The sequence below is a fragment of the Amycolatopsis sp. NPDC051372 genome (genome assembly GCF_040682095.1).
Classification (GTDB): Bacteria; Actinomycetota; Actinomycetes; order Mycobacteriales; family Pseudonocardiaceae; genus Amycolatopsis.
On record NZ_JBFBAF010000019.1, the window covers coordinates 15715 to 41201 of the forward strand.

Annotated in this window: 22 protein-coding genes, 2 tRNA genes and 2 pseudogenes; 18 read left to right on the plus strand and 8 right to left on the minus strand. The window is 70.2% G+C overall.

Annotated elements, in window-relative coordinates:
- Nucleotides 1–92: 92 nt before the first annotated feature.
- Complete coding sequence (locus tag AB0M56_RS27040; protein ID WP_364180553.1) at nucleotides 93–578, plus strand: RDD family protein; 486 nt, start codon at nucleotides 93–95, stop codon at nucleotides 576–578.
- A gap of 64 nt (nucleotides 579–642) precedes the next feature.
- Here the strand turns inward: AB0M56_RS27040 and AB0M56_RS27045 are convergent, their stop codons facing one another.
- Entirely contained in the window at nucleotides 643–1371 is a 729-nt protein-coding gene (locus tag AB0M56_RS27045; RefSeq protein ID WP_220246559.1) for a DUF4191 domain-containing protein, read from the minus strand.
- A gap of 64 nt (nucleotides 1372–1435) precedes the next feature.
- Here AB0M56_RS27045 and AB0M56_RS27050 point away from each other — a divergent pair, with 64 nt between their 5' ends.
- The 8 genes and pseudogenes from AB0M56_RS27050 to AB0M56_RS27085 all read left to right on the plus strand — a co-directional run.
- The gene (locus AB0M56_RS27050; protein ID WP_364180555.1) at nucleotides 1436–3529 is read left to right on the plus strand and encodes an ATP-dependent DNA helicase UvrD2; all 2094 of its coding nucleotides are present in this window, start codon (nucleotides 1436–1438) and stop codon (nucleotides 3527–3529) included.
- Between the two features lie 210 nt (nucleotides 3530–3739).
- On the plus strand, nucleotides 3740–4000 hold the full coding sequence (locus tag AB0M56_RS27055) for a hypothetical protein (RefSeq protein WP_364180557.1): 261 nt from the start codon (nucleotides 3740–3742) through the stop codon (nucleotides 3998–4000).
- Nucleotides 4001–4154: 154 nt separating this feature from the next.
- The gene (locus AB0M56_RS27060; RefSeq protein WP_364180559.1) at nucleotides 4155–4496 is read left to right on the plus strand and encodes a WhiB family transcriptional regulator; all 342 of its coding nucleotides are present in this window, start codon (nucleotides 4155–4157) and stop codon (nucleotides 4494–4496) included.
- Nucleotides 4493–4750: a hypothetical protein gene (locus AB0M56_RS27065; protein ID WP_364180561.1), complete on the plus strand. Its 258-nt coding sequence runs from the start codon at nucleotides 4493–4495 to the stop codon at nucleotides 4748–4750. Before AB0M56_RS27060 ends, AB0M56_RS27065 begins: the two co-directional genes overlap by 4 nt.
- A gap of 530 nt (nucleotides 4751–5280) precedes the next feature.
- Nucleotides 5281–5775 carry a class I SAM-dependent methyltransferase gene (locus AB0M56_RS27070; protein ID WP_364180562.1) on the plus strand — a complete coding sequence of 165 codons (495 nt, stop codon included), beginning with the start codon at nucleotides 5281–5283 and terminating at the stop codon, nucleotides 5773–5775.
- A gap of 4 nt (nucleotides 5776–5779) precedes the next feature.
- The gene (locus tag AB0M56_RS27075) at nucleotides 5780–6400 is read left to right on the plus strand and encodes a methyltransferase domain-containing protein (RefSeq protein WP_364180563.1); all 621 of its coding nucleotides are present in this window, start codon (nucleotides 5780–5782) and stop codon (nucleotides 6398–6400) included.
- The gene (locus AB0M56_RS27080) at nucleotides 6397–6579 is read left to right on the plus strand and encodes a hypothetical protein (RefSeq protein ID WP_364180565.1); all 183 of its coding nucleotides are present in this window, start codon (nucleotides 6397–6399) and stop codon (nucleotides 6577–6579) included. Before AB0M56_RS27075 ends, AB0M56_RS27080 begins: the two co-directional genes overlap by 4 nt.
- Nucleotides 6580–7094: 515 nt before the next feature.
- A pseudogene (locus AB0M56_RS27085) lies at nucleotides 7095–7271 on the plus strand (sugar kinase); the annotation flags it as partial.
- Nucleotides 7272–7538: 267 nt separating this feature from the next.
- On the opposite strand, the gene AB0M56_RS27090 reads toward AB0M56_RS27085, so the two are convergent.
- The 3 genes from AB0M56_RS27090 to AB0M56_RS27100 all read right to left on the minus strand — a co-directional run bounded on the left by AB0M56_RS27090 (nucleotide 7539) and on the right by AB0M56_RS27100 (nucleotide 11003).
- Nucleotides 7539–8477: a hypothetical protein gene (locus AB0M56_RS27090; RefSeq protein WP_364180567.1), complete on the minus strand. Its 939-nt coding sequence runs from the start codon at nucleotides 8475–8477 to the stop codon at nucleotides 7539–7541.
- Nucleotides 8478–8579: 102 nt separating this feature from the next.
- Entirely contained in the window at nucleotides 8580–9911 is a 1332-nt protein-coding gene (locus AB0M56_RS27095; protein ID WP_364180569.1) for an AarF/ABC1/UbiB kinase family protein, read from the minus strand.
- Between the two features lie 54 nt (nucleotides 9912–9965).
- Nucleotides 9966–11003, minus strand: coding sequence for a hypothetical protein (locus tag AB0M56_RS27100; protein WP_364180571.1), 1038 nt, complete (start codon nucleotides 11001–11003; stop codon nucleotides 9966–9968).
- A 221-nt stretch (nucleotides 11004–11224) separates the two neighbouring features.
- Here AB0M56_RS27100 and AB0M56_RS27105 point away from each other — a divergent pair, with 221 nt between their 5' ends.
- Nucleotides 11225–11737 carry a M48 family metallopeptidase gene (locus AB0M56_RS27105; protein WP_364180866.1) on the plus strand — a complete coding sequence of 171 codons (513 nt, stop codon included), beginning with the start codon at nucleotides 11225–11227 and terminating at the stop codon, nucleotides 11735–11737.
- 486 nt (nucleotides 11738–12223) lie between these two features.
- On the opposite strand, the gene AB0M56_RS27110 is transcribed toward AB0M56_RS27105, so the two are convergent.
- Complete coding sequence (locus AB0M56_RS27110) at nucleotides 12224–13651, minus strand: zinc-dependent metalloprotease (RefSeq protein ID WP_364180573.1); 1428 nt, start codon at nucleotides 13649–13651, stop codon at nucleotides 12224–12226.
- A gap of 89 nt (nucleotides 13652–13740) precedes the next feature.
- Between AB0M56_RS27110 and AB0M56_RS27115 the strand changes: the two genes are divergently transcribed.
- Nucleotides 13741–14862 carry a PDZ domain-containing protein gene (locus AB0M56_RS27115; protein ID WP_364180574.1) on the plus strand — a complete coding sequence of 374 codons (1122 nt, stop codon included), beginning with the start codon at nucleotides 13741–13743 and terminating at the stop codon, nucleotides 14860–14862.
- 81 nt (nucleotides 14863–14943) lie between these two features.
- Here AB0M56_RS27115 and AB0M56_RS27120 read toward each other — a convergent pair whose 3' ends face one another.
- Nucleotides 14944–15504: a PPA1309 family protein gene (locus AB0M56_RS27120; protein WP_364180576.1), complete on the minus strand. Its 561-nt coding sequence runs from the start codon at nucleotides 15502–15504 to the stop codon at nucleotides 14944–14946.
- A 165-nt stretch (nucleotides 15505–15669) separates the two neighbouring features.
- Here AB0M56_RS27120 and AB0M56_RS27125 point away from each other — a divergent pair, with 165 nt between their 5' ends.
- The 3 genes from AB0M56_RS27125 (at nucleotide 15670) to AB0M56_RS27135 (ending at nucleotide 20960) form a co-directional block, all read left to right on the plus strand.
- Nucleotides 15670–18666: a UPF0182 family protein gene (locus AB0M56_RS27125; RefSeq protein ID WP_364180868.1), complete on the plus strand. Its 2997-nt coding sequence runs from the start codon at nucleotides 15670–15672 to the stop codon at nucleotides 18664–18666.
- A 67-nt stretch (nucleotides 18667–18733) separates the two neighbouring features.
- Nucleotides 18734–18807, plus strand: a tRNA-Met gene (locus tag AB0M56_RS27130).
- 1031 nt (nucleotides 18808–19838) lie between these two features.
- Entirely contained in the window at nucleotides 19839–20960 is a 1122-nt protein-coding gene (locus AB0M56_RS27135; protein ID WP_364180578.1) for a cytochrome P450, read from the plus strand.
- 183 nt (nucleotides 20961–21143) lie between these two features.
- Here AB0M56_RS27135 and AB0M56_RS27140 read toward each other — a convergent pair whose 3' ends face one another.
- The gene (locus tag AB0M56_RS27140) at nucleotides 21144–21764 is read right to left on the minus strand and encodes an FAD-dependent monooxygenase (protein WP_364180580.1); all 621 of its coding nucleotides are present in this window, start codon (nucleotides 21762–21764) and stop codon (nucleotides 21144–21146) included.
- Between the two features lie 86 nt (nucleotides 21765–21850).
- Nucleotides 21851–22549 (minus strand): annotated as a pseudogene (locus AB0M56_RS27145) (FAD-dependent monooxygenase); the annotation flags it as partial.
- A gap of 77 nt (nucleotides 22550–22626) precedes the next feature.
- On the opposite strand from AB0M56_RS27145, the gene AB0M56_RS27150 reads away from it, so the two are divergent.
- The 4 genes from AB0M56_RS27150 to prfB all read left to right on the plus strand — a co-directional run bounded on the left by AB0M56_RS27150 (nucleotide 22627) and on the right by prfB (nucleotide 25298).
- The gene (locus AB0M56_RS27150) at nucleotides 22627–23244 is read left to right on the plus strand and encodes a TetR/AcrR family transcriptional regulator C-terminal domain-containing protein (protein WP_364180582.1); all 618 of its coding nucleotides are present in this window, start codon (nucleotides 22627–22629) and stop codon (nucleotides 23242–23244) included.
- Between the two features lie 53 nt (nucleotides 23245–23297).
- Nucleotides 23298–23371: transfer RNA gene (locus tag AB0M56_RS27155), tRNA-Met, on the plus strand.
- Nucleotides 23372–23630: 259 nt separating this feature from the next.
- The gene (locus AB0M56_RS27160; RefSeq protein ID WP_220246572.1) at nucleotides 23631–24131 is read left to right on the plus strand and encodes a helix-turn-helix transcriptional regulator; all 501 of its coding nucleotides are present in this window, start codon (nucleotides 23631–23633) and stop codon (nucleotides 24129–24131) included.
- Nucleotides 24132–24194: 63 nt separating this feature from the next.
- Nucleotides 24195–25298 (plus strand): peptide chain release factor 2, encoded by a 1104-nt coding sequence (prfB, locus tag AB0M56_RS27165; RefSeq protein ID WP_354866860.1) that lies wholly within the window; start codon nucleotides 24195–24197, stop codon nucleotides 25296–25298.
- Nucleotides 25299–25487: the final 189 nt, after the last annotated feature.

Below are 25487 nucleotides of genomic sequence, written 5' to 3' on the forward strand. Positions count from 1 at the left end.
ACCCGTATGTTTCACACACGTTAACGGGTGGCGTGACACGCGCCATCCGACCAGGGCGGATGTGGTGTGCGCCACCGGCATACCCTGGACGGGTGGCGAGATGGACGGGCGAATGGCTCCCCGGGACTGGCAGCGGCCCGGGCTCGGAAAACCGAACCGCGCCGAAGTGGCCCGGTGAAACGTTCGGTCTGCCCGAATCGGGCGTCGGCTCCGTCGCCGGCTTCGGGTCGCGGCTGTTGGCGCTGGTCATCGACCTGGTCCTCGCGGGCCTGATCACCACGCTTTTCGTGCGCTACGACGTGCAGGACGTCGCCGCGATGCAGACGTTCAACTGGTGGGCCGGCGTCGTCTGGGCCGTCATCACGACCGTGCCGGCGATGTTCTTCGGCTTCACGCCGGGCATGGGCGCCGTGGGCGTGCGCGTCGCGCGCCTCGACGGCGCCACGATGGTCGGCCCCTGGCGCGCGGTGTTGCGAATGGTGCTGACGGTCGTGATCGTGCCCGCCCTCGTCCGCAACACCGACGGCCGCAGCTGGCTCGACCGCGTGACCGGCACCGTCGTGATCCGGATGCGCTGACCGTCCCCGAACAAAAAGGCCTCCTGCTCAGCGCGAGCGGGAGGCCTTTTCAGCGGTAAGAGGGTCAGCGTCGGCGGATCGTCCGCTGCACGTTGCGCATCTTCGCGCCGGCCGGCATCGGGCCCTTCGGCATCGCCGCGCCGCGGTTGCCGAGCGCCGCGAGCTTGGCCTCCAGTGCGTCGACCTGCGGCGGCTTGAGGTTGCGCGGCAGCTTCATCAGCGTGCTCTGCAGCTTCTTGAGCGGGATCTCGTTCTCGCTGTTGCCGATGGTGTAGTCGTAGATCGGGGTGTCGCCGATCAGGCGCGACACCCGCTTCTTCTCCTGCGAGAGCAGGGCCTTCACGCGGTGCGGCGCGCCCTCGGCCACGAGGATCACGCCGGGCGCGCCGAGCACGCGGTGCACGGCGTCGAGCTGCGTGGTCGCGGCGACGGTCGGCGTCACGCGCCAGCTGCCGCGCATGTTCTCCAGCGCCCACGCGCCGGCGCCGGGCTGGCCGTCGGCCTTCGTGTACACGGTCTTCTGCACGCGACGGCCGAAGATGATCACCGCGAGCAGCACGCCCAGCACGATGCCCAGCGGCAGCAGCGCCCACTGCACGTTGAAGATGAACCCGACACCGAACAGGACGCCCGCGACGACCACGATCGAGCCGGCCATCCAAGGAATCAGCATCGGGTCTTCGCGGCGTTGCATCTTGAACGCCTCGAAGAGCTGCCCGCGCCGCGCCTTGCCGGCCGCGCGCTTCTCCTGCTTGGCCAGCTTGGCCGCTTCCTTGTCCTGCTTTCCCGCCATCTGACCAGGATACGGCCGCGTGCCCTGCCACGAATCCCTCGGCCCCCTCTGCGAGGATCGAGGGGTGGCAAGCGCATCGTCTCCGAAGAGTCGCCAGGGCCTGCTCGACGGGCTGGATCCCGAGCAACGAGCCGCCGCCTCCGCGCCGCGCGGGCCTGTCTGTGTTCTCGCCGGCGCCGGCACGGGCAAGACGCGCACGATCACGCACCGCATCGCGCACCTGGTCGGCGCAGGTCACGTCTCCGCCGGGCAAGTACTCGCCGTCACCTTCACCACGCGCGCGGCGGGCGAGATGCGCACGCGGCTACGCGGACTCGGCGTCGACGCCGCGCAGGCGCTCACCTTCCACGCCGCCGCGCGCCGGCAGCTGCGGTACTTCTGGCCGCGCGTGGTCGGCGACCGGCCGTGGGATCTCGTCGACAACAAGTTCCGGCTCGTGGCGCAGGCCGCGCAGCGCGCGCGGCTGAGCACGGAGACGGAGGTGCTGCGCGACCTCGCGAGCGAGATCGAGTGGAGTAAGGCCTCGCTCGTTTCGCCCGACGACTACCCGGCCGTCGCCGCGCGCACGCAGCGCGACACCCCGGCGCCGGTGGCGCAGGTCGCGCAGGTCTACCGGCTGTACGAGGAGATCAAGAACTCCGCGCAGGTCCTCGACTTCGACGACCTGCTCCTGCACACCACCGCCGTGCTCGAAGAACACGAAGCCGTCGCCGTCGAGTTCCGCGATCGCTACCGCTGCTTCGTGGTCGACGAGTACCAGGACGTCACGCCGTTGCAGCAGCGCCTGCTCGACGCGTGGCTCGGTGGCCGCGACGACCTCACCGTCGTCGGCGACGCCAACCAGACCATCTACTCCTTCGGCGGCGCCTCGCCGCGGCCGCTGCTGGAGTTCACGCGACGCTTCCCCGAGGCCACCGTCGTGCGGCTCGAGCGCGACTACCGGTCGACGCCCGAGGTCGTCGGGCTGGCGAACCGGGTGATCGGCGCGGCGCGCGGGCGTCCGGCGGGGTCGCGGCTGAAGCTCGTCGGCCAGCGGCCGCCGGGGCCCGAGCCGCGCTTCGCCGAGTACGAGGACGAGTCGGCCGAAGCGGCGGCGGTCGCGCGGCGCGTGCGCGAACTGCTGGACGGGGGAGTGTCGGCGAGCGAGATCGCCGTCCTGTTCCGCGTGAACGCGCAGTCGGAGGCCTACGAGCAGGCGCTGTCCGAGTCCGGCATCCCGTACCTCGTGCGCGGCGGCGAGCGGTTCTTCGCACGCGCCGAGGTGCGGCAGGCGATGTCGGCGCTGCGGGTGGCGTCGGCCGATCCGACGTCGCTCGACCTGGTGACGGCGGTGCGGTCGGTGCTCGCGCGCGTCGGGCTCACCGAGCAGCCGCCCGCCGGCGGTGCGGCGAAGGAGCGGTGGGACGCGCTGCTCGCGCTGGTGGAGCTGGCCGAGGAGCTCGCGGCGAGCGTCGCCGACGCCGACCTGCCGCGGCTCGTCGCGGAGCTGGAGCAGCGCGCGGCGGCGCAGCACCCGCCGACGGTCGAGGGCGTCACGCTGGCGTCACTGCACGCGGCGAAGGGCCTGGAGTGGGACGCGGTGTTCCTCGTCGGCCTGTCCGAGGGCACCATGCCGATCCTCCACGCGGGCGACGACGAAGCCGCGATCGAGGAGGAACGGCGGCTGTTCTACGTCGGCGTCACCCGGGCGCGGGAGCACCTGTCACTCTCGTGGTCGCTGTCGCGTACGCCGGGTGGCCGGCGCAACCGTCGCCGCAGCCGCTTCCTCTACGGGCTGATCCCGGAGGACCACCCGGCCGCCCGCGTCGCGCGGTCGCAGCAGAATTCGTCGGCGCCGGGTTCGAAGACGGCGCGCTGCCGGCTCTGCGGCGGGCCGCTGCTGCAGACGATCGAGGTGAAGCTGGGGCGGTGCTCGAAGTGCCCGTCCACAGTGGATGAAGGGCTGCTGGAGAAGCTGAAGACGTGGCGCGGCGAGCGTTCGCGGGAGCTGAAGGTGCCGGCGTTCGTGGTGTTCACCGACGCGACACTCATGGCCATCGCCGAACAGCGACCGACCGACGACGGAGCGCTCGTGTCGATCTCCGGCATCGGCGCGACGAAGCTCGAACGCTTCGGCGCGGAGGTGCTCGACGTGGTTCGTGCCTCGATGCGGTCTTGACCGCGTCCGCACCCTGATCGGTGCGGCGAACCCGCTGCTCGGAGGCGATCTTCGTAGCTTCGGAGAGTTTTCGGGAAAATAAGTTGCCCCGGTGTGCGAGGGGCAATAATCTGCTCGTACCCGGGTGGGAAGCCCCCGGTCTGGGGATTCACATGACGCGCGCCGCCTCGGGTGGCGAACGTCCGGACAGCGGAAGGTGGTGCCGGTGAAATGATCAGCAACATGATGCTCTCGAACCCTGGCACCGGTCTGTCCGGCTGCGGTCTCATCCCCGCTTCGCGCCAGGGTACCGGTGTGTCCACGAGCGCCCACTTCGGCGGATTCCGTCGGATTGACGAGCGTACGTGGACCGCCGTTGAGGTCACCCTGGCCAACGCCGCCCTCGTTGGCGCGTACCCGCAGGTTGACGTCGATCTGCCGACCATCAAGCAGTTCCGTGTTCCGTTGTCGATACGGGAGCGAAGTTCCTGACCTAGTCAGGACACGAGGCTCACGAAGGCCGCGGAACCGGTAACCGGATCCGCGGCCTTCGTGTTTTTTTGGCTGCACAACCCCCACGAGGAACAAGTTGTCCAGTTCGATCGACAGTCCCAAAACCACCGAAACGACAAGAAGGAGCACGGAAATGTCGTCCGCCATCGCCTTCGCCGAGGGCTTCGACCTCGGTATCGGCGACCTGCTCGACGGGGTCGCCGCCCCTGAGCTCGACCTGCCCTGCCGTTCCCGCGACGCCGACCTCTGGTTCGCCGAGTCTCCCGCCGAGCTCGAGCGCGCCAAGGCCCTGTGCGCCGACTGCCCCGTCCGCGAGGCCTGCCTCGCGGGTGCCCTCGCCCGGCGCGAGCCTTGGGGCGTCTGGGGTGGCGAGATCTTCGAGCGCGGTGCCGTGATCGCGCGCAAGCGGCCCCGTGGCCGCCCGCGCAAGAACGCCGCCCTCGAGCCCGCCGCCGCAGCCCGGAGCGCCGCATGACCGTCGAACTCATCACCATCCGCGACTACGAAGCGCGCACCCGCGAACCCGACCGCGCGCACCCGCTACCCAAACAGCTCGATACTCAGGAGACCAGCGAAATGTTGCTTCACGAAGAACTGTCCCGGGCCCGAATACGGGACTTCTACCAAGAATCCCAAGCGCTGCGACCCTGGCGCCGCGCCCGAGCCGCCCACCGGTGGTCCCGCCTCGCCCGCTGGGCGGCGGACCGCTCGAAGAGGTTTGAGGACTGAGTGATCTTCGGGGTCGTTGAGGCTCTGAAGCGTTGAGACCTTTGAGGCCTTTGAGGCCTTTGAGGCTCAACGTCGTTGAGGCTGGTAAGCCTGTGCGGCGCTGAGTCTCGGGGCCAATGAGGTCCTTGAGGTTTCTCCGACGTCTCTGAGATCTTCGGGCCTTCGAAGTCCTTGGTTCGTTGTCCGCGTGGAGGGCCGGTCACCCGTGTGGTGGCCGGCCCTACGGTCATTTCGGGGTTTGTCAGAATCGGGGTTGCGGTCAGCCGCGTGGGCCTCGGTGCTTCGCGGCTGTCGCTGCGGTTCCGGTCGGCGAGGCGGATCCCTGCCGGATTCGGCCTCCCGGCCGCGAAGTTCGTAGCTTCGGCCGCTCGAACTGCGCAGCGTGGGCGCTCTTGGTCGGCAGCCACCCGTCAACTACTTGGCGCCTCAGCTGTTCCCCGCAGTACTGCCGGACCACCGTGGGCATTGCCGGTTGCCGCCGCCGGCTTGTCGGTTCGGTTCCGGTGGGGCTTCGGGTGTTGAATGAAGTCGTGTCCGCTCATACGCACGACCACATCGACTGGGCCGACCGGCTGACTCAGCTCCGCACGGCCGACGCCCTCGACGCCAACGCCCTTTCGGCCATCGCCCGGCGGCTGGTCGCCGCCCTGCCCCCGACCCCGACGATCGTCGACCTCGGCTGCGGCGCGGGCGGCATGAGCACCCACTTCGCCCGCGCCCTGGCCACCCACGGCGGCGGCACCCTAGTCCTCGTCGACGCGACGCCGGAGCTGCTCGCCGAAGCCGAGAAGTCGGTCCGGGGCAGCCGTCGACACCGCCTCGAACAGCGCCGGTGCGGCCGATGCGCAGACCGCGCGCGGCGACGTTGTGGGCACTGGTTCGGCAGGACGCCGGCGGGTGCCGGGCGACCGCACGGACGGTGGCTTCACCGATGGGGCCTCCGATACCGGTGCGGCCGATGCGCAGACCGCGCGCGGCGACGTTGTGGGCACTGGTTCGGCAGGGCGCCGGCCGGCGCCGGATGACCGCGTGGACGGTGGTTCGACCAATGCGGCCTCCGGTGCCGTCGAGGTTCGGGCGGTGCGGGGTGATCTTGCGGATGCCGGGCTGCCCCGGGCGCTGCCGACGGCGGATTTGGTGTGGGCGTCGCGCGTGGTGCACCACTTGCCGGACCAGCAGGAGGCCGTGGGGACGGTCGCGGCGGTCGCGAAGGCGGGCGGGCTGGTCGCGCTGGCCGAGGGCGGGCTCGATTTCCGTTGCCTGCCTTGGGATTTGGGCGTCGGCAGGCCCGGGCTCGAGGACCGGCTGCTCGCCGCGCAGGCCGAGTGGTTCATCGGCATGCGCGAGGGGATCGAGGGAGCCGTCGCGATGCCTTACGGCTGGTCCGTCGCGCTGGAGCGCGCCGGGCTCACCGACGTCGACTCCTTCGGCGCGCTCGTGCACCACCCCGCTCCGGGCCCCGCCATGCTCGCGGACTACGTCGTCCACCGCGTCGCCCGCATCTTCGAGTTCGGCGGCGAGTACCTCACCCCGAACGACCGCGAAACCCTCACCTCCCTCCTCGACCCGGACAGCCCCCACCACCTCGCCACCCGCCGCGACCTCTATCTCACCGGCGCGAAGACCGTCCACTGTGGACGCCGCCCGTGACCGCCCCGGACCCCGCCTGCTCCCGCTGCGGTCACACCCGCTCCGCCGAGCCCGACCCGCTCGCCGCGCTGTCCTGGGTCTCGACCAAGGACAACGGCCGCGCCCAGTGGCTCTGCGCGACCTGCGCCCGCGACCACGTCCGCGACATCGAAGCCAAGCTCCCCGACGAGTACTGGTGACCCCTCGGGCGGCTCTCACCTTCCCTTCGCTGGTTGTCGGGTGGTCGCCGACCGAGTCGGCCGCGCGCACCCCCCGGACCTTCCGGGCCGGCTCGCCTGTAGGACCCCACGCCTTGTTCAGGCGGCGCGAGCTGTCGGCTCGCTCGCCCTCACTTCGCCTGGCGGCCGAACGCGCGCTGAGCGCTCCACCCCGCCTGGGCATCGTGGCCGGAGGGCGGTTGGCAGTTTCGCCGCCGTGAGCACGTGCCATTCGGCCCGCGATCGTCTACCGGTCTGAACTGCCGTCTTCTGCGCTCGCACCGCTGCCCAACCCGCATCGCAGGCTGAAGGCGGGTTGGGCAGCTTCCTCGTCGTGCGCGCGAGCCGGACAGCCCGCGCCCGGCAGCCTAGTGCGCTTTCGCCGCTATCCAACTCACTTCGCGGACAGAGCTGGCTTAGTAGCTTCGCCACCACGTGTCCCAGCCGTTCGGTCTGTGCTCGTCGGCCGCCCGGGCGACCCCGCCGAGGCCGGGGTGCTGCTGGGGGTCGGGCTCGCCGACCTCGTGCAGGTCCTGGACCTGGAGCGGATCGTGTTGTTCGGCCGCGCCATTCGCGCGGTGCCCGAGGTCTACCGGGACACGGTGGCGGCGGAGCTGAGCGAGCTGCTGCCGGTGCCGCACTGGCAGCGCATCGACGTGGAGCTGAGCGACCTCCGGGAGCTGTTGTCGGAGGCGCTGGCACCGCCGTCGCCGCCTGGACCTTCCAGGCCGGCCGGCGATGGGCCGGTCAGCTCGGGCGGTGTTTGGCCGGGCCGCCCGTGCTTTGCGGGGAGGCTCGGCACGGCCCTCGCTCCGTGCGAACCTCCGGCAATGCCCGCGTGGCCGGAGTGGCCGGCGTGCGAATCGCAGGCCATGCCCGCCCGGCCGGCCGGCGTGACGGGCGCGCGTCGGCCAGTCCCGCCGTGGGTGGTCACCCCGGCGTCATGCGGCTGTCTCCCGGCGGTGCACCGCGCGGACCTTCGGGCGGGGTGTACGGGCGGCCTGGGTGTAGGCGCGGACCAGTTCGTGGGTGATGTCGGCCGGGGTGTCGTTGAGTTGGCGGGGCGTGCAGCGCACGAGGACGGTGCCGGTGGCGGTCAGCGCGAGGTGGCTGAAGTCGGTGGGGCCGGCGGCCGTGCGGTAGCGCCAGGCGAGGCCGACCTGGTCCCACCAGGCGTCGGCGATGCCGATGCGGCGGCCGCGCAGGTCGCAGACCGTGACGTTCCACTGGGGGGACGGCAGGGGAGTGTCGCGGAGGAGGCGCAGGGCCTGGCCGTGGGTGAAGGTTTCGCGGTCGTCCAATCCCCGCAGCACGGCGCGGACCGCTGACGACCCGCGTTGGTTGCCGGCGTTCAGCTCGGCCAGGAGTTCGGTGCGGTCGCACAGGCCCCAGAACAGCGGGAGCGTTGCCAGGCGCTCGACGGCCTTCGGATCACTCTCTCGGCGCGCCAGGTCCAGGGCGGCGCGCGGGGCCCCGGCGTAGGGGAGGCCGTCGATGATCACGGGCTCGGGCATGCGGGCGGTGCGGTAGGTCAGGACGCCGGGTTCGGAACCCGGGCGACGGTAGTGCGGCAGGAGCAGGTGGATCTCGCCCGTGAGCGGGTGGGTGACGCCGTGGGCGCGCAGCGCGTCGGTGCCCGTGATGATGGCGCCGGGGCCGTAGCGCGCGATCGTGGCGTGCAGCAGCTGTAATCGGGTCGGCGGTTTGTCCTGGATCACGAACACGCCGGGGTACACGCGGCGCCACGGCCCGCCCGGCCGCGCCAGCCTGGCGGCTCTTCGGCTCGAGATCCCGGCGCTGCGCAGCTTCTTGAGGTCGATCACGCCGACCGACGTGGAGTCACGGTGAGCCACGTCCCTGATGCTTGCGGTAGTCGTCATGGTTCGAGGATGACCGCTCGGCCATCCGAGTGGAACCGGCTTTTCAGATCTGTGGATAACTCCGTGAAATGGGCCCGTGGCACCGCCGGGCCTGTGGACAACTCAGCGAGCGAAACCGGGCTGCCAGCGCTCCACGATGCCGCGCGCCGGGACTTCCGCGTCGAGCTGGCAGAGGATGCCCGTGGACCCCGCCGTGACGCGGTGGATCATCAGGTACTCCGGCGGCAAGTTCAGCGACCGGCCGACGCGGAAGTCACTGCCGCGGGTGTCGCCGACGCGGCCGGCCTGGCGTTGCATCCAGCGGCGCGTGAAGTGGAACGTCGGCGTGGCCAGCGGTTCCGTGAACGGCGCGAGGTACGCCAGCACCTCGTCGGCGGCGAGGTCGGAGTCGGTGCGGACGAAGCCGTTCTCACGCAGGAGCCGCATGAGGTCGTCGGACTCGCCGTCGAGGGCCAGGCGCGTCATCTCGCCGAGGTGGCGCGGGATGCCGTTCGGCAGCTTCGCGACGCCGCCGAAGTCGAGCACGCACAGGCGGCCGTCGTCGGTGACCATGAAGTTGCCGGGGTGCGGATCGGAGTGCAGCAGGTGCGCCCGCGCCGGCGACGAGTAGTGGAACTCCATCAGCAGCCGACCCGCGAGATTGCGCGTCTCCTGGTCGCCGCCCGCGATGACCTTGGACAACGGCGTGCCGGTGGCCCATTCCGTGATCACGACCTTCGGTGCGCTCGCCACCACACGCGGGATGAGGAACGCGGGGTCGCCCTCGAACGCCTTCACGAACGCGCGCTGGTTGTCGGCCTCGTTGAGGTAGTCGAGCTCCTCGTCCATGCGGTCGGCGAGCTCCGCCATCAGGGGTTTCACGTCGGTGCCGGGCACGAACGCCTGGAACAGCCTGCTGAACCGCTGCAGCTGGCGCAGGTCGGTGCGCAGCGCCTCGTCGGCCCCCGGGTACTGGACCTTCACGGCGACCTCGCGCCCGTCGTGCCAGGTGGCGCGGTGGACCTGGCCGATGCTGGCCGACGCCGCCGGGACGTCGTCGAAGTGCTTGAACCGCCCTTCCCACGAACGGCCGAGCTGCTGGGCCAGCACCCGGCGCGTCTGCTGCGCCGACATCGGCGGCGCGGCGGACTGCAGCTTGGTCAGCGCTTCGCGGTACGGCTTGGCCATGTCGTCGGGCACCGCTGCCTCGAAGACGCTCAGAGCCTGGCCGAACTTCATCGCGCCGCCCTTGAGCGTGCCCAGCACCTCGAACAGCTGCTCCGCGGCCTTCGCCGACAGCGTCGCGCTCACCTGTTCCGCGCTCTGGCCCGCGAGGCGCTTGCCCCATCCGCCGACGGCTCGGCCGGCTATCCCGAGGGGAATGCTGGCGAGTTTCGCGGTGCGCGCCGCACCTTTGCGCGGCATTGCGGATTCGCGGTCTGCGGAGTCGGTCACCCTCCGATTCTGCCTTGGTGACCTTGGTGGCCGCAGCCTGCCAGGGGGTGTGGGCTACGTCTCCGGTGGTGCTTCGGGCGCTCCGCAATCGCAGTCCGGGTGCGGTTCCCAGTAGCGGTGGCGCAGATGGCCTTCGAACGGGTCGAGCTCGAGCGTGCTGTTCCACGTCGGCGGTGGCTCGGCGCTCGGCGACAGCACGCGCAGGGCCTGCGCGACGGCCAGCGACGCGCAGGCCTGGACGGACCCGAGATCGGGCCGCTGGTCGACGTCCACGAGCTGGGTCGCGACGCGCGGCCACGAGTCGTCGAGGTCGGTCTTGCTCAGGTCGCAGCAGCGCAGGCAGGTGCTTCGCCCCGGCACGACGAGAGGGCCGACGAGGATCGTGCCGTCGCGGACGCGGGCCGGCAGGTGGGTGACGCCGTCGTCGACCAGCTCCGCCACCAGTTCCGGGGCGGGCACGACGGCGTCGGTGAGTACCACGACGTCAGGCGCGCGCTGCAGGTTGCGGGCGGTGCTGACCTCGGGCGCGACGCGGGCCAGCACGTTCTGAGTGGCTTTGCGGCGCGACAGGCCCAGCTCGGCGGCGGTGAAGCCCGAGCCGAGGTCGGCCTCGGTGACGACGCCGCCTGAGCGGACGTCGATGTGCCCGACCCCGGCGTTGGCCAGCAGCACGGCGACGGCCACGGCGATCCGGCCGTCGCCCCGGACGGCCACCAGGCTCTGGCGTCTTCGCTCGGTGAGCGCGGTCTGGTGGTGGCGGGCGCGCAGGGACCAGAAGCCGGTCTCGACGCGCTTGGACGCGGGGCTCGGCGCCTCCGTGACGAGGCCGAGCGCGGTGAGTTGTTTGAGCAGAAGGCGCAGCTGGTCGCGGTGTTCGCTCTCGGCGAGCACCACGTCGAGACGGCGGCTGCCGTCGAGCCGGCGCACGAGCGCGACGACGCTCGGCGCCAGCCCGGTGGCCACCACGCCGTGGCGCGGATCGAGGCCGATCTGGACTTCGTCATTGCCGCGTTCGAGCACGTGGAGGCCCGGGAGCAGGGTCGGGTAGGCGGGGAGGAGGACGTTCGGCGGGGGAACGGTCGACAGCGTCATGATGATCAGCTTGACACCCCCGCGGCGGCCGACTGGCGCTCAAAGCCGAGTTATCCACAGGCAAGGCGAGTTGTGGACAACTCGGGGCTGTGACCTTTCGACGCTCCCAAGTTGTCGGTCGGTGGCCTTACCGTTGTCGGGTGGTCGAAGCACGGATGCCCGCACTGCGGGGCCGGGGCGGAACGAACCCCCCGTCGGACACTCCTGAACACAAGGTCGAGGTGCGGCGCAGCGCGCGCCGGCACCGAACGGTCACCGCGTACTGGAAAGACGACACCCTCGTGGTGCTCATCCCGGCACGGATGACCCGCGCGGAAGAGAGGCACTGGGTCGCGGAGATGGAGCGCAAGCTCCTGCGCACCGAACCGCGGAAAGTCGCGTCGCCGAAGTCCTCGGACGACGCGCTGCTGGCACGCTGCGCCGTGCTGGCGGCGAAGTACGTCGATCCACGGGCGATACCCGCGAGCGTGCGCTGGGTGCCGCCCATGCGCACCCGCTGGGCCTCCTGCACGCCCGTCGACGCGACCATCCGCGTCAGCGACCGCCTGCGGCGCGTGCCGCAGTGGGTCCTGGACTACGTGCTGGTCCACGAGCTCGCCCACCTGCGCGAACCCGGACACGATGCGGCGTTCTGGACGCTGGTCAACCGGTACCCGAAGACCGAACGCGCGATCGGGTATTTGGAGGGGTTGTCGGCGGCGGCCGGGTGGGGGATTTCGGGGGAGGAGGACTGAGCGGAGCGGGCCTCTCGCCTGAGTCGGGGACGGTGGCTCGCGAGCGCGGGCAGGCGGTGAGGCTGCGGCCCGAGGCTCGGCGGCACGCTGGTGCGATCGAGAGTTCGCGGCAAGGCTGGGCCTGTCCCTTTCCTGGGGCCGAGACTGCGGCTCGCGAGTGAACTGATGCATCGCGAAGTCGCGTTCAGCACGGCGTGGCCGGCTCGCAGGAGCGGGATCTGGCCGACCGCCGGCTCGGGGCGGTTTCGACGAGCAGGCGTCTCGGCGCTGGACCGCCGGCGAGCCAGTGCCGAGCCTGCCGAGTCGGAATCGGTTCGCGGCGGGCCGGCGGCCTCATCGGGATGAGCGATCCAGACCGAGCAGCCGGTACCCGAGGTCAATGGTCGTCGCGCGTTGAAGATCTCCAATAAGGAGCTTTTGAGAGCCCGGAAAGCAACCGGTCCTCCGGCGCGAAGGCGACGGAGGACCGGGGCTGGACCGAAGGGGTCAGGAGGTCGGGTTGTCGCCCTTGTCCTGGTCCGAGTCAGGGGCCGAGTCCGGCTTGGCATCCGGGCCCGAGCCCGAGTTTGAACCCGAGGCCGACGAAGACTCTGAAGCAGAGCCAGACTCCGCCGCCTCGCGCTTCTCCGTCCTCTCCAGCTCCGCGATCGGATCGAAGTCGGAGCCCAGGACCGGGGTGTCGCCGAGGCGGTCGGCGAAGTCCAGGGGCTCGTCGAGGTCCTCGGCGGTCGGCATGAGGTCCGGGTGGGACCAGAGGCCGTCGCGCTTGTCGATGCCGTGGCGGTCGCCCACGAGCTTCCAGAGGGAGGAGGCGGCGCGCATGCGGCGGGGGCGCAGTTCGAGGCCCACGAGGGTCGCGAAGGTCTGCTCGGCGGGGCCGCCCGTGGCGCGGCGGCGGCGGAGCGTCTCGCGCAGCGCGTCGGCGCCCGGCAGGCGGTCACCGATCGCCTCGGCGACCACGACGTCCACCCAGCCCTCGACCAGGGCGAGCAGGGTTTCGAGCCGCTTCAGAGCCGACTCCTGCTCGGGCGTGGTCTTCGGCTCCAACAGCCCGGACGACATGGCCTCTTCGATGCTCGCCGGGTTCGACGGGTCGATCTGGCCGGCCAGCGACTCCAGCGCGGACGTGTCGACGGTGATCCCGCGCGCGAACTCCTCCACGGTCGCCAGCAGCCGCTGCCGCAGCCACGGCACGTGGGCGAACAGGCGCTGGTGCGCGGCCTCGCGCGCGGCGAGGAACACGAGCACTTCGCTGCTGGGGACTTCGAGCCCCTCGGTGAACTTCTCGATGTTCGCGGGCAGCAGCGCCGACGTGTTGGCCGGGCCCAGCGGCAGGCCGACCTCCGTGGACGTCAGCACCTCCTGGGCCAGCTGCGCGAGCGCGTTGCCGAGCTGGGAGCCGAAGGCCATCCCGCCCATCTGCCCCATCATGGACAGCAGCGGCCCGGCGGCCTGCTTGGCCTCCTCGGGCAGCGCCTGGATCCACGCGCCGGACACCTGCTGCGCGACCGGGTCGCAGAGCCGCTGCCACGTGGGCAGCGTCTTCTCGACCCACGTGCGCGCGGACCACGCGACGGTGGTGTTCGCGCCGGCGGGCAGGATCGTCGCCGCGTCGAGCCACAGCTCCGCCAGGTGCGCGGCGTCGCGCACGGCCGTGGACGAGTCGCCGGTGGACGACGCGAAACCGAGCTTCGCGTCCTGCGAACCGCTGAGGTTCTGGAGTGCGATCTGTTTCGCCAGGTCGTAGTTCACCGGCCCGCTCGACGAGCCCGCCTGGCTGAGCATCTGGCCCAGCTGGCTCAGCATCTGCCCGAGCTGGTTGAACGCCTCCGCGCCTGACGGCTGCTCCGAGGGGTCGTTGTCGCCTCGTCTGTCGGGATCGGGCGGTCCGAAACCGAACGGGGGTTTGCTCATACGTCCACCGTACGCGGGTAGGGCCTCTCCCAGCGCGTCAACCATGGCCTTCACCGGGAAGCGAACACGGTCACCGTACGCTGTCGCTCGTGACCAAACCCGACGAGGAGACCGCGACCGCGAGCAGCCGGACCGAGCCGTCGAGGGAACCGGCGCGCGACGAGCGCCGCCTGACGCGCCGCGGCTGGACCCTGCTGGTCAGCGGCGCGCTGTTCCTGGTGTTCGTCGTAACCGGTTTCCTGGTCCAGGTGCCGTACGTGGCCATCAGTCCGGGCCCGACGTACGACACGCTCGGTCGCGACGCCGCGGGCAACGAAGTCGTGCAGGTCAAGGGCCACGAGACGTACCAGACCAACGGCGAGCTGCGCATGACCACCGTGTCGCTCAACGACGGGATCAACCTCTTCACCGCGCTCGGCCTCTGGGCCAGCGGCCGCTACGCGCTCGCGCCGCGCGAGGAGTACTACCGCCCCGGCGAGACCAACGAGCAGGTCAAGCAGGAGAACATCCAGCAGCTTCAGGACTCCCAGAGCAACGCCCAGGTCGCCGCCCTGCGCCACCTCGGCTACCCCGTGGAGGTCCTCGCCAAGGAGATCGTGTCCGGCAGCCCCGCCGACCACGTGCTCGCGCCCGGCGACAAGCTCGTCACCGTCAACGGCACGAAGGTCACCGAAGCCGCCGACGTCGCCAAGGCCCTCACCAACACCAAGCCCGGCCAGGCCGTGCCGATCACCTTCCAGGCCGACGGCCAGCCCGAACGCACCGTGCCGATCACGCTCGCCAAGCGCGACGACCGCACGCAGGGCTTCATGGGCCTCACGGCCGTCGACCACGCGATCGCACCGTTCAACGTCAACATCTCGCTGCAGGACGTCGGCGGCCCCTCGGCCGGCCTGATGTTCACGCTGGCCATCATCGACCGCCTCACCCCGCCCGGGAAGTCGGACAACAACCTCGCCGGCGGCCGGCACATCGCGGGTACCGGCGAGATCACCGAGACCGGCGAGGTCGGCCCGATCGGCGGCATCTCGTTCAAGGTCGTGGGCGCGCGCGAGGCCGGGGCGACCGACTTCCTCGTGCCGGCGCACAACTGTGCCGAGGCGAAGTCGGCGGTGCCGGACGGGCTCAACCTGATCAAGGTGTCCACTCTGGACGACGCGCTCACCCAGCTCCAGAACCTCAAGGCCGGCCGGCCCACGGCGCACTGCTGAGGAAGAAGAAGTGCCAGCACCTGTCCCGAGCCGGAGGCCCCCACGCGGAGGCCTCCGGCTCGACGGGGCTGAGGGCAGGGCTCAGGGCAAGAAGGTCGTCTTCAACGCGTCGAGCAGGTTCGGCGCGAGGTCGGGGCTCTCCACGATCTCGTCGACGGCGTCCGCTTCGGCCGAAGAACCTTCGGGCCGCGTCCCGCGCAGCCGCATCACGCAAGCCACGTCGCCCTCGCGCAGCACCGCCGCCACGAGCCGCGCCTCCGTGCGCCGCGGGTGGTCGGCCGCCGCGCGGCGCAGGCGTTCGGCGTCGGCCTCCGCGAGGCCTTCGAGCTCCGCCTCGACGTCGGGCGGCAGCACGATGATCTCCTGCGCGAGCGCGCAGCCCACCACGATCTCGGGCCAGGCGATCCGGCCGAGCGACTCGGCGAGGTCACCTTCTGGCAACGCTTCTTGCGCCACAGGTGTCAGCGGGTTCGCGCGGTCGAGCTGGCCGGCCAGCTCGGGCTGCTCGTCGAGCAGGGCCGCTGTGGGCACCAGCGCGAACAGCTGCGGCGGCTGGTCCCAGCCCCCGGACGCGACGAACTCTTCGACTTCCCGGGCCAGGCCGGCGACGGGGTTGGCGGCGGGCGGCTCACTCGGCTGCATGGCGACATCGTCGCAGGCCGGTCCCCGCGCCGTCCTACGACGTCCGATTCGGGCGGTCCCGGGAACTCGGGAACCCATCCGTAGAGTTAGACCGTCAGGGGACGACGCCGTCCCCGCGAACGTGTTCACGAAGACAGGAGCGTTGCCGTGGCGACTCGGCCCCCGGTGAGCCTGAAGCTGTCCCGCCGCAGCAGGATTCTCCTCATCATCGCCGCGGTGATCGTGCTGGCGCTGCTGCTGGGTGTGAGACTGCTCGACACCTACGTCGACTGGCTGTGGTTCGGCGAGGTCCACGCGCGCTCGGTGTTCACCACGGAAATCCTCACGCGGATAGTCCTCTTCGTGGCCGTCGGGTTGCTCGTGGGCGGTTCGCTCGCGATCAGCCTCATCATCGCCTACCGCACGCGTCCGGTGTTCGTGCCCGTCTCGGGCAGCGACGATCCGCTCTCGCGCTACCGCTCGATGATCGTGAGCCGCATCCGGCTGTTCGGCATCGGCATCCCGCTGATCACCGGACTCATCTCCGGCGCGTCCGCGATGGGCGACTGGCAGACGATCCAGCTGTTCCTCAACGGCACGTCGTTCGGCCAGAAAGACCCGCAGTTCGGGATCGACATCGGCTTCTACGCGTTCACCCTGCCGTTCGTGAACTGGCTGCTCGGCTGGCTGTTCGTCACGGTCGTGGTCTCGTTCTTCGGCGCCCTGATCGCCCACTACATCTTCGGCGGCATCCGCCTCGCCGGCCGCGGCGGCCAGCTGGCGGGCCCGACGCGCGCGCAGCTCGCCATCACCGTCGGCATCTTCGTGCTGCTGAAGGCGGCCGAGTACTTCTTCGACCGGTACAACCTGCTTCTGTCCGATCGCGACATGCCGCTGTTCAACGGCGCCACCTACACCGACCTCAACGCGGTGCTGCCGGCCAAGCTGATCCTGCTGTGCATCTCGGTGATCTGCGCGATCGCGTTCTTCGCGGGCGCGTTCCTGCGCAACCTGCAGCTGCCGGCGATCGCGCTCGTGCTGCTGATCCTGTCGGGCGTGCTGGTGGGTGTCGCGTGGCCCGCGATCCTCGACCAGTTCTCGGTGAAGCCGAACGCGAACGACAAGGAAGCCACATCGATCCAGCGCAACATGGACGCGACGCGCGCGGCGTTCGGGCTGCAGAACGTGAAGTACGAGGACTACCAGGGCAGCAACCAGGCGACCGGCGACCAGGTGAAGGCCGACGCGGGCACCGTGTCCAACATCCGGCTCCTCGATCCGAACGTGCTGTCCGCCACCTACACCCAGCTCGCCGGCGGTCAGAACTACTACGGCTTCCCCGAGAAGCTCGACATCGACCGCTACACCGTCAACGGCTCCACGCAGGACTACATCGTGGCCGCCAAGGAGATCAAGACCGACGGGCTCACGGGCAACCAGACCAACTGGATCACCAAGCACCTCGTGTACACCCACGGCAACGGCTTCGTCGCCGCGCCGGCCAACACGATCAACCGCGCCGTCACGGACGTGTCCGACACGAGCAGCGCCGGCTACCCGCTCATCGGCACCAGCGACACGAAGAACCCCACCGGCGCCGGCGCGGTCGGCGGCAAGCCCGGCATCAAGGTCGACCAGCCGCGCATCTACTACGGCGAGCTGGCCGACCAGAACGACTACGCGATCGTCGGCGGCACTCCCGGCAAGGCCCCGGGCGAGTCCGACTCCCCGGACCAGAAGAACTACTACTACAACGGCACGGGCGGCGTTTCGCTCGACAGCTGGTTCAACCGGCTCGCCTTCGCGGCCGAGTACGGCGAGCGCAACATCCTCTTCTCCGACGCCATCGGCGACGGCTCGAAGATCATGTACAACCGCACCCCGCGCGACCGGGTCAGCAAGGTCGCGCCGTGGCTGACGCTCGACGGCGACCCGTACCCGGCGGTCGTCAACGGCAAGATCGTGTGGATCGTCGACGGGTACACCACGCTCAACAACTACCCGTACGCGCAGCAGACGCAGCTCGGCGATGCCACCAACGACTCGCTCAACGGCGTCACGCGCCAGGCCAACAACTCGATCAACTACATCCGCAACTCGGTGAAGGCGACCGTCGACGCGTTCGACGGCACGGTCACCGTGTACTCGATCGACGACAAGGAACCCGTGCTCAACGCGTGGGAGAAGGTATTCCCGGGCCTCGTGAAGCCGAGCTCCGAGATCCCGCCGGACCTGCGCGCGCACTTCCGCTACCCCGAAGATCTCTTCAAGGTCCAGCGTGAGCTGCTCGCCCGGTATCACGTGGACAACCCGCAGCAGTTCTACGCGCAGCAGTCGTTCTGGAGCGTCCCGCAGGACCCGACGGAAGACGGCAGCGCGACCACGGCGGCGGCGAACGTCGCCAACCAACCCGGCTATTACGTGCTCGCCGACGCGGCGGGTGAAGGCACACCGACGTTCCAGCTGACGAGCGGGCTCACCGGTCTGCAACGGCAGTACCTCGCGTCATGGATGTCGGTGTCGTCCGATCCACAGGACTACGGCACCATCCGCGTGCTCCGACTACCCACGGTCACTGGCGCGAACCAAGTCGACGGGCCGGTGCAGGTGCAGAACAAGTTCCAAAGTGATCCACAGGTCGCTTCGGACCGGACACTGCTCAACAACCCCAACGTGATCCCCATCTACGGCAACATGATCACGTTGCCGGTCGCCGACGGGTTCCTGTACGTCGAACCGGTGTACATCAGGCAGCGCAACCAGCTGAGTTACCCGCAGCTGGCCCGCGTATTGGTGTCGTTCGGTTCGAAGGTCGGCTACGCGCCGACGCTGAGCGAAGCGCTGGATCAGGTCTTCGGCAAGGGCACCGGCGCCGGGGCGACCACCCCGGTGGCAGGCACGCCGCCGCCCTCGTCGAACACGAACCCGCCGACGAACCCGTCGACACCCACGTCGCCGACCACACCGCCCCCCAACTCGGGCGGCTCGAACCCGGCCCTCGACAAGGCGGTGACCGACATCCAGTCGGCGCTGGCGAAGCTGAAGACAGCGCAACAGTCGGGCAACTTCGCTGACCAAGGCGCCGCGCTCCAGGCCCTCGACGTCGCGGCCAAGGCCTACGAGACCGCCAAAAACGCCACCCCTCCGTCCGGCAGCGGCGCCCCGCAGCAACCCGGCGGGTGACCTCGCGCACGGTAGTGGCACCTGCTTTGCACCCGGCTGAAACCCGGGCGTAAGGTAGGTGTCACGACGCGGGGTGGAGCAGCTCGGTAGCTCGCTGGGCTCATAACCCAGAGGTCGCAGGTTCAAATCCTGTCCCCGCTACAGAGGTAGGAGGCCCGTGCTTGCGGAGTTCGCAAGCACGGGCCTCTTTCGCGTTTTATTCGGGGGTCGGACCCCCGGGCCCCCGCCAAGAGGGGCTGCGCCCCCTTGGATCCCCCCGGTGAGTTGCGTTGGGTGGTGGGGTGGCGGGGTGGTGGTGGGTCAAGTTTCTGCGCTGGTTGGTGGCGGGGTTGTCGTGGGACGTTCCGTGAGTTGGCCTGGGGGCGAGGGAACGTCCTGACTCGCGGTGGTGGGTGCGGCGCCTTGGGTGGGGATGTGGTGTGTGGTCGTTGGTGAGCGGTGAAGGTTCGGGGCCAGCTGGTGGCACAGCTGTCTTGGGGCGCTTGGTGAGTGGCGTCGGGTGGTGATGTGGCCGTTGGTGAGCGGTGAAAGTCGGGGCCAGGTGATGGCGGGGCCGTCGTGGGGCGCTCGATGAGTTGGCCTGGGGGCGAGGGAAAGTCCTGACTCGCGGTGGTGGTGCGGCCTTGGGTGGGGATGTGGTGTGTGGTCGTTGTGCTGCGCCGCTTGGAACTCCCGGTGAGGTTGCCGGGGTGCGATGTGTGGTTGGTGAGAGGGGCTGTGCCCCTTCGCTTCCTCGGTGAGTCAGTTTGGGTGCCGAGGTGGCGGTTGGTGAGTGGCGGCGGCCTTGGGTGCGCTTGTGGGGTGGCCGTTGGTGAGTTGGTGCCGGGTTTGGAGCGCACTTGAGCGAGGGCCTTCTGCTCGCCGCACATCCCAACTCATTGCCCCACGGCACGGCCGCTGCGCAGCCGCGGGCCGCTGGAATGCCGCGCACCATCCGGGCCAGCCCGCCGGCTCTCCTACGCGGCCCTTCGACGGGACCCTGGGTCCCTCAGTCCTCGCATCTCCACGCCAGACCATCCCCGCGAGCGGCGGGGGCCGTTGTCGTCGGACGGGAATAGGGTGCGGGGATGGGTGAAGGTGTGGGGTTGGCGTTGACGTTGGGGGAGTTGGTTGGAGCGGCAAGGGGGGCGGATCCGTATGGGGCGTATGGGGAATGGCGGCGGAGGGCGCCGGTGGTGCAGGTGGGGGATCCGGTTGTGGTGGTGCTCGGGTTCGCGGAGGCCGAGCGGGTGGTGACGGGGGCGGAGTTCGGGCATCCGGAGCCGGAGGTGGTCGGGGGTGGGGATCCGGATCTGCCGGTGGATGAGGCCGGACGGGTGGTGAGGGCGTTCGCGTTCCTGAATCCGCCGGATCACACGCGGTTGCGGAGGTTGGTGGGGAAGGCGTTCACGGCGCGGACGGTGGAGAGGCTGGTGCCGCGCGTGGAGGAGTTGGTGGGGGAGTTCGTCGGTCGGGTGGTGGAGGCCGGCGAGAGCGACTTGATGGCGGAGCCGGCGGTCCCGTTGCCGGTAACGGTGATCGCGGAGCTGCTGGGGGTGCCGGTCGAGGATCGGGAGCGGTTCGGGGCGTGGTCGGGGGCCATGGCGCGGGCGGCGGAGCCCGGGTTCCTGCTCGGGCCCGGGGTTGCGGAGGCGGCGGCCGGGGCGCGGCGGGAGTTCGTGGCGTACTTCAGGGAGTTGGCGGCTGAGCGGCGAAGGGCTCCGGCGGACGACCTGTTGTCGGCGCTCGTGGCGGTGTCGGATGAGGGGAAACGGCTCAGTGAGGGGGAGTTGCTGGTCACGTTGACGTTGTTGCTCGTGGCCGGGCACGAGACGACGACGAACCTGATCGGCAACGGGGTGTTGGCGTTGCTGCGGAATCCGGAGCAGTACGCGGCTCTGGCTCGAGATCAGGCGCGCGATGCGGCGTTGGCCGAGGGGGCCGTCGAGGAGATTTTGCGGTACGACTCGCCGATCCAGCTGACGACGAGAACGGTCCAGACCGACACGACCTTGGGCAGCGTCGAGCTGGCGGCCGGGACGATGGTGCTCGTGTTGGTGGGCGCGGCGAATCGGGATCCGCGGGTGCGCGAGGAGCCGGACCGGTTCGACATCACCCGTGCGCCGGGACGGCATTTGGCTTTCGGGCGCGGGATTCACTTCTGCCTGGGCGCTCCGCTGGCGAGGCTGCAGGGGCGGACGGTGTTGCGCGAGCTCGCGCGCCGGGCGCCGGAGCTGCGGTTGGCCGGCGAGCCGGAGTGGGTGGAGACGGTGACGTTGCGCGGCCTGCGAACGCTGCCGGTCGCGGTCAGGTGACGGGCAGCCAGGCGAAGCAGCCGTTGCGCGAGCGGTGTTGCAGGTGTTGGAGAACCGGTTGGCCGGCGAGCTGAGCCGGTGGTAGTGCGCGAGCTCGCCGGGCGCCGGAGCTGCGGCCGGCCGGCAAGCCGCAGTGGGCGGAGACGGTGACGTTGCGCAGCCTGCGAACGCTGCCGGTCGCGGTCAGGTGACGGGCAGCCAGGCGAAGTAGCCGTCCGGACGGACCAACGCGGCGGACGCGAACGGCAGGGTCGGGAGGTCCGTTGTGGACAGTGGGCCCGGAACCGCGGGCAGGCCCGACAGGTCGGCGCCCGGGGTGGTGAGCAGGACGTGGTGGCCCGTGTGGAACAGCGTGCTGGCCCAGGCGTCGCCGGGGAGGCGGAAGTCGGGGAGGCGGGTGCCGGTGAGGGGGTGGGCGTGCGGGGGTGCGGGGTAGCGGACGGCGAGGCCGGAGACCAGGCCGGACAGGCGGTGGGACACCTCGGGCAGCTCAGCGAGTGTGGTGAACAGGGCGCGCAGGGCGCGGCCGGCGCGGCTTTGCGGGATGAGGCCGTTCTGGGCTGCCACGTTGTCGAGCACGGCGGCACCGACGGCGCGGCGTTCGGGCTCGTAGGTGCCGAGCACGTCGTCGAAGCCGTTGAGGGCCGCGGCGAGCTTCCAGCCCAGGTTGGCGGCGTCCTGAACGCCCAGGTTGAGGCCCTGGCCGCCGGCGGGGAAGTGGATGTGGGCGGCGTCGCCGGCGAGGAGGACGCGCCCGACGCGATACTGCGCGGCCAGGCGGGACGCGTCGGAGAAGCGGGACATCCAGCGGATTCCTTGATCACCGCCGGGCCGTAGGTCGCCGCGAAGGCCGTGTGGACCTCGGCCTCGGTGACCGGTGAGCCGAACGTCGCGGGTCGCCGGCCGCGGTCGCCGAAGGTCAGGCGGTAGAGGAGCGGCTCGGCGAGGGGGATGAGGCCGCAGAAGCCCGTGGCGCCGGCGGACTGGACCATTCCGCGCATCGACGTCCACGTGCCGGCGGCGCGGTCGGGGACGCGGTCGACGACAACGTCGGCGACCACGCCGTAGCCGCTGCCGTCCTCGCCTTCAAACGGCACGTCCAGCAGCTTGCGCACGGTGCTGCGGCCGCCGTCGCAGCCGACGAGGTAGCGGCAGCTCAAGACGAGCTCCGGCTTGACCACGCGAACGCCCGAAGCGTCCTGCGACAGCCCCACCAGCTCGTGCCCGCGCAGCACCTTGCCGCCGAGCTCCGCGAACCGCTCTTCCAGCAGCTCCTCGACCTGCGCCTGCGGGATTCCCAGCTGGTACGGGCGCCGCGTGTCCCACCCCGCGTAGCTGATCGGGACCGCCGCGAAGTGTCCCTCCTGGACGGTGGCGAACGCACGTTCCTCTGCTCTCGGCAGCAGTCCGCGCAGGTCCAGCACCTCCGCCGTGCGCGGCTGCAGGTTCAGCGCCTTCGACAGGCCGGTGCGCTCGGGCAGCCGCTCGACCACAACGGCGTCGACGCCGGCCAGGCGCAGCTCGGCCGCCAGCATCAGGCCCGTCGGGCCGGCCCCGGCGACGACGACATCGGCGTGCAGCTCGTTCATGACCGCTCCTTAACGTTGTTAAATTGACCCGTCGCCAGAGTGCCCTTAACATCGTTAAATTGTCAAGGAGGTAACCCGTGGCACTGACCAGGCGGGACATCGCGCGCTCGGGACTGCGCCTGCTCAACGAGGTGGGCCTCAACGGGCTGACGCTGCGCCTGATCGCCGGCAACCTCGGCGTGAAGGCGCCCGCGCTGTACTGGCACGTCAAGAACAAGCAGGAACTGCTCGACGAGATGGCCACACAGATGCTCGCCGACGCCGCGGCCGAGCGCGTGCCGCCAGACGGACTCGACGAGTGGCAGCGCCTGGAGCACCTGGCCAGGCGTCTGCGCGAGGCGCTGCTGACCTATCGGGACGGTGCGAAGGTCTTCTCCGGCACTTTCCTCACCGACACGAGCCTGATCGGGCCGCCTCCGCTACAGGAGCGGATCGACGCCGGGCTCGACCCCGTGCGCGCCGCCCGGGCGCACTTCGCCGTTTACAGCTTCGTGATCGGGTTCACCATCGAAGAGCAGGCCGTGTACCCGGTGCGCGGCCGGCGGGACGAGCGCTACGGCCCCGACGACGCGGGCGCCGCTGTGCTGGGCGACCCCGAAGCCGGATTCTCCGATGGGCTGGCCATCGTGCTCGCCGGCGCCCGTCAGTGGCTCGACGGGCCATCGTCGCAGGTGGAGACATCGGAAAGCCCTTAAGTGGGGGTGCCTGAAAACCCCTTAACCCCCCGTGTAATCTATAAACACAACGACGCGGGGTGGAGCAGCTCGGTAGCTCGCTGGGCTCATAACCCAGAGGTCGCAGGTTCAAATCCTGTCCCCGCTACTGTCGAAAAGCCCGGTTTGCACTTGATGCAAGCCGGGCTTTTTCGTGCGCTGACCTGCCGGTTCGCTCGGGTGGTGGTTGCGCTCGGGCCCCTTGGTCGTTTTGCGCCGGAACTCGCGCCCTCGCGGTTGCGGAGCGTGTCCGGGTCCACAGTGGACCCACTTCCGGATTGGGCCGAACGAGGGGATAACACTAGCCACAATGGACAGATCCCGAGGCCACTGTGGACATACCGCCGAAGAAGTGGGAACGTAGAGGTGTGTCCGAATTGAATGCAACAGCCGCCGCTCTGCTCGGTCTCCTCCACGACGGTCCCGCCACGGGCGGGCAACTGGTCGCGGGAGCCGACGAGCGCTTCGGCGCCTTCTTCAGTGTCACCCGCAGCCAGGTCTACCGCGAGCTCCCGGCGTTGTCCAAGGAGGGCCTCGTCCGGCTGGGCAAGCAGGGTCCGCGCTCGAGCCAGCAGTACGTGCTGACCGCGGCCGGCAAGAAGGCCTTCAAGACGTGGCTCACGTCCGAGGCCGGTCCCGACCACCTGCGCAGCCCGCTCATCCTGCGGCTCGTGCACGCCGGTTCGCTCACGGCGAAGCAGCGCACCGCTCTGCTCGAGACCGCCCGCGGCACCTACCAGGTGCAGCTCGACGAGGCCAGGACGGCCACCAAGTCGGCCGACGGCCCCTACGCCAAGGCTGTCGCCGAGTTCGCGCAGGCGCAGGCCAAGGCCGCTCTGAAGCTGCTCGACGCCATCCCGTCGGCCTGACCCACGCCACAGCCCACGACCGGTTCGCAACCGGTCGTGGGTTTTGCCGTAACCTTGGTAAACGTGAGTGATGAGTTCGATGCGGCCCTCAAGGACCTGACCGGCAAGCTGACGCAGATCGAGTCGGTGATGGACCTCGATGCGCTGCGTGCGCAGGTCGCGGAGCTCGAGAGCCAGGCTTCCAGCCCCACCCTCTGGGACAACCCGGAGGAGGCGCAGAAGGTCACCAGCCAGCTCTCGCACCGCCAGAGCGAGCTGCGCCGCGTCTCCGACCTGCGTTCGCGCCTCGACGACCTGGGCGTGCTCTACGAGCTGGCCGAGGCCGAGGGCGACGCCGGCAGCATGCAGGAGGCGGAGGGCGAGCTCACCGACCTCGGCAAGGACGTCGACGCGCTCGAAGTCCGCACGCTGCTGTCCGGTGAGTACGACGACCGCAACGCCGTCGTCACCATCCGCGCGGAGGCCGGCGGCGTCGACGCGGCCGACTGGGCCGAGATGCTGCTGCGCATGTACCTGCGCTGGGCCGAGCGCCACGGTTACCCCACCGACGTCTACGACATCTCCTACGCCGAAGAGGCGGGCATCAAGTCGGCGACGTTCAAGGTGAGCGCCCCCTACGTCTACGGCACCCTCTCGGTCGAGCAGGGCACGCACCGCCTGGTGCGGATCTCGCCGTTCGACAACCAGAGCCGCCGCCAGACGTCCTTCGCCCACGTCGAGGTGCTGCCGGAGGTCGAGGAGGTCGACCACGTCGACATCGCGGAGAAGGACATCCGCGTCGACGTGTACCGCTCGTCGGGCCCCGGTGGACAGAGCGTGAACACCACCGACTCCGCGGTGCGCATCACGCACCTGCCGACCGGCATCGTCGTCTCCTGCCAGAACGAGAAGTCGCAGCTGCAGAACAAAGCCGCGGCGCTGAAGGTCCTGCAGGCCCGCCTGATGCTGCGCAAGAAGGAAGAGGAGCGGGCCGAAATGGACGCCCTCAAGGACGGCGGCTCCAGCTGGGGCAACCAGATGCGCTCCTACGTGCTGCACCCGTACCAGATGGTCAAGGATCTGCGCACCGACTTCGAGGTCGGCAACCCGAGCGCTGTGCTCGACGGCGAGATCGACGGCTTCCTCGAGGCGGGCATCCGCTGGCGCAAGCAGGCCGCGGTCGCCTAGTCCGCGGCTGCGTGAGTCCACTGTCGCCTGATCCACGAGCGGGCGACAGGATCCACTGTCGACACCCGGAACCGATTCCGGGGCAAGGGACTTCGGCTACCGTCCGGCGCGGCAAACGCCACGCTTGGCGACGGCGGGGGTCCCTTGCTCGTTTCGGGGGCACGGGCAACCCGGGCTTAACGAGGCCCA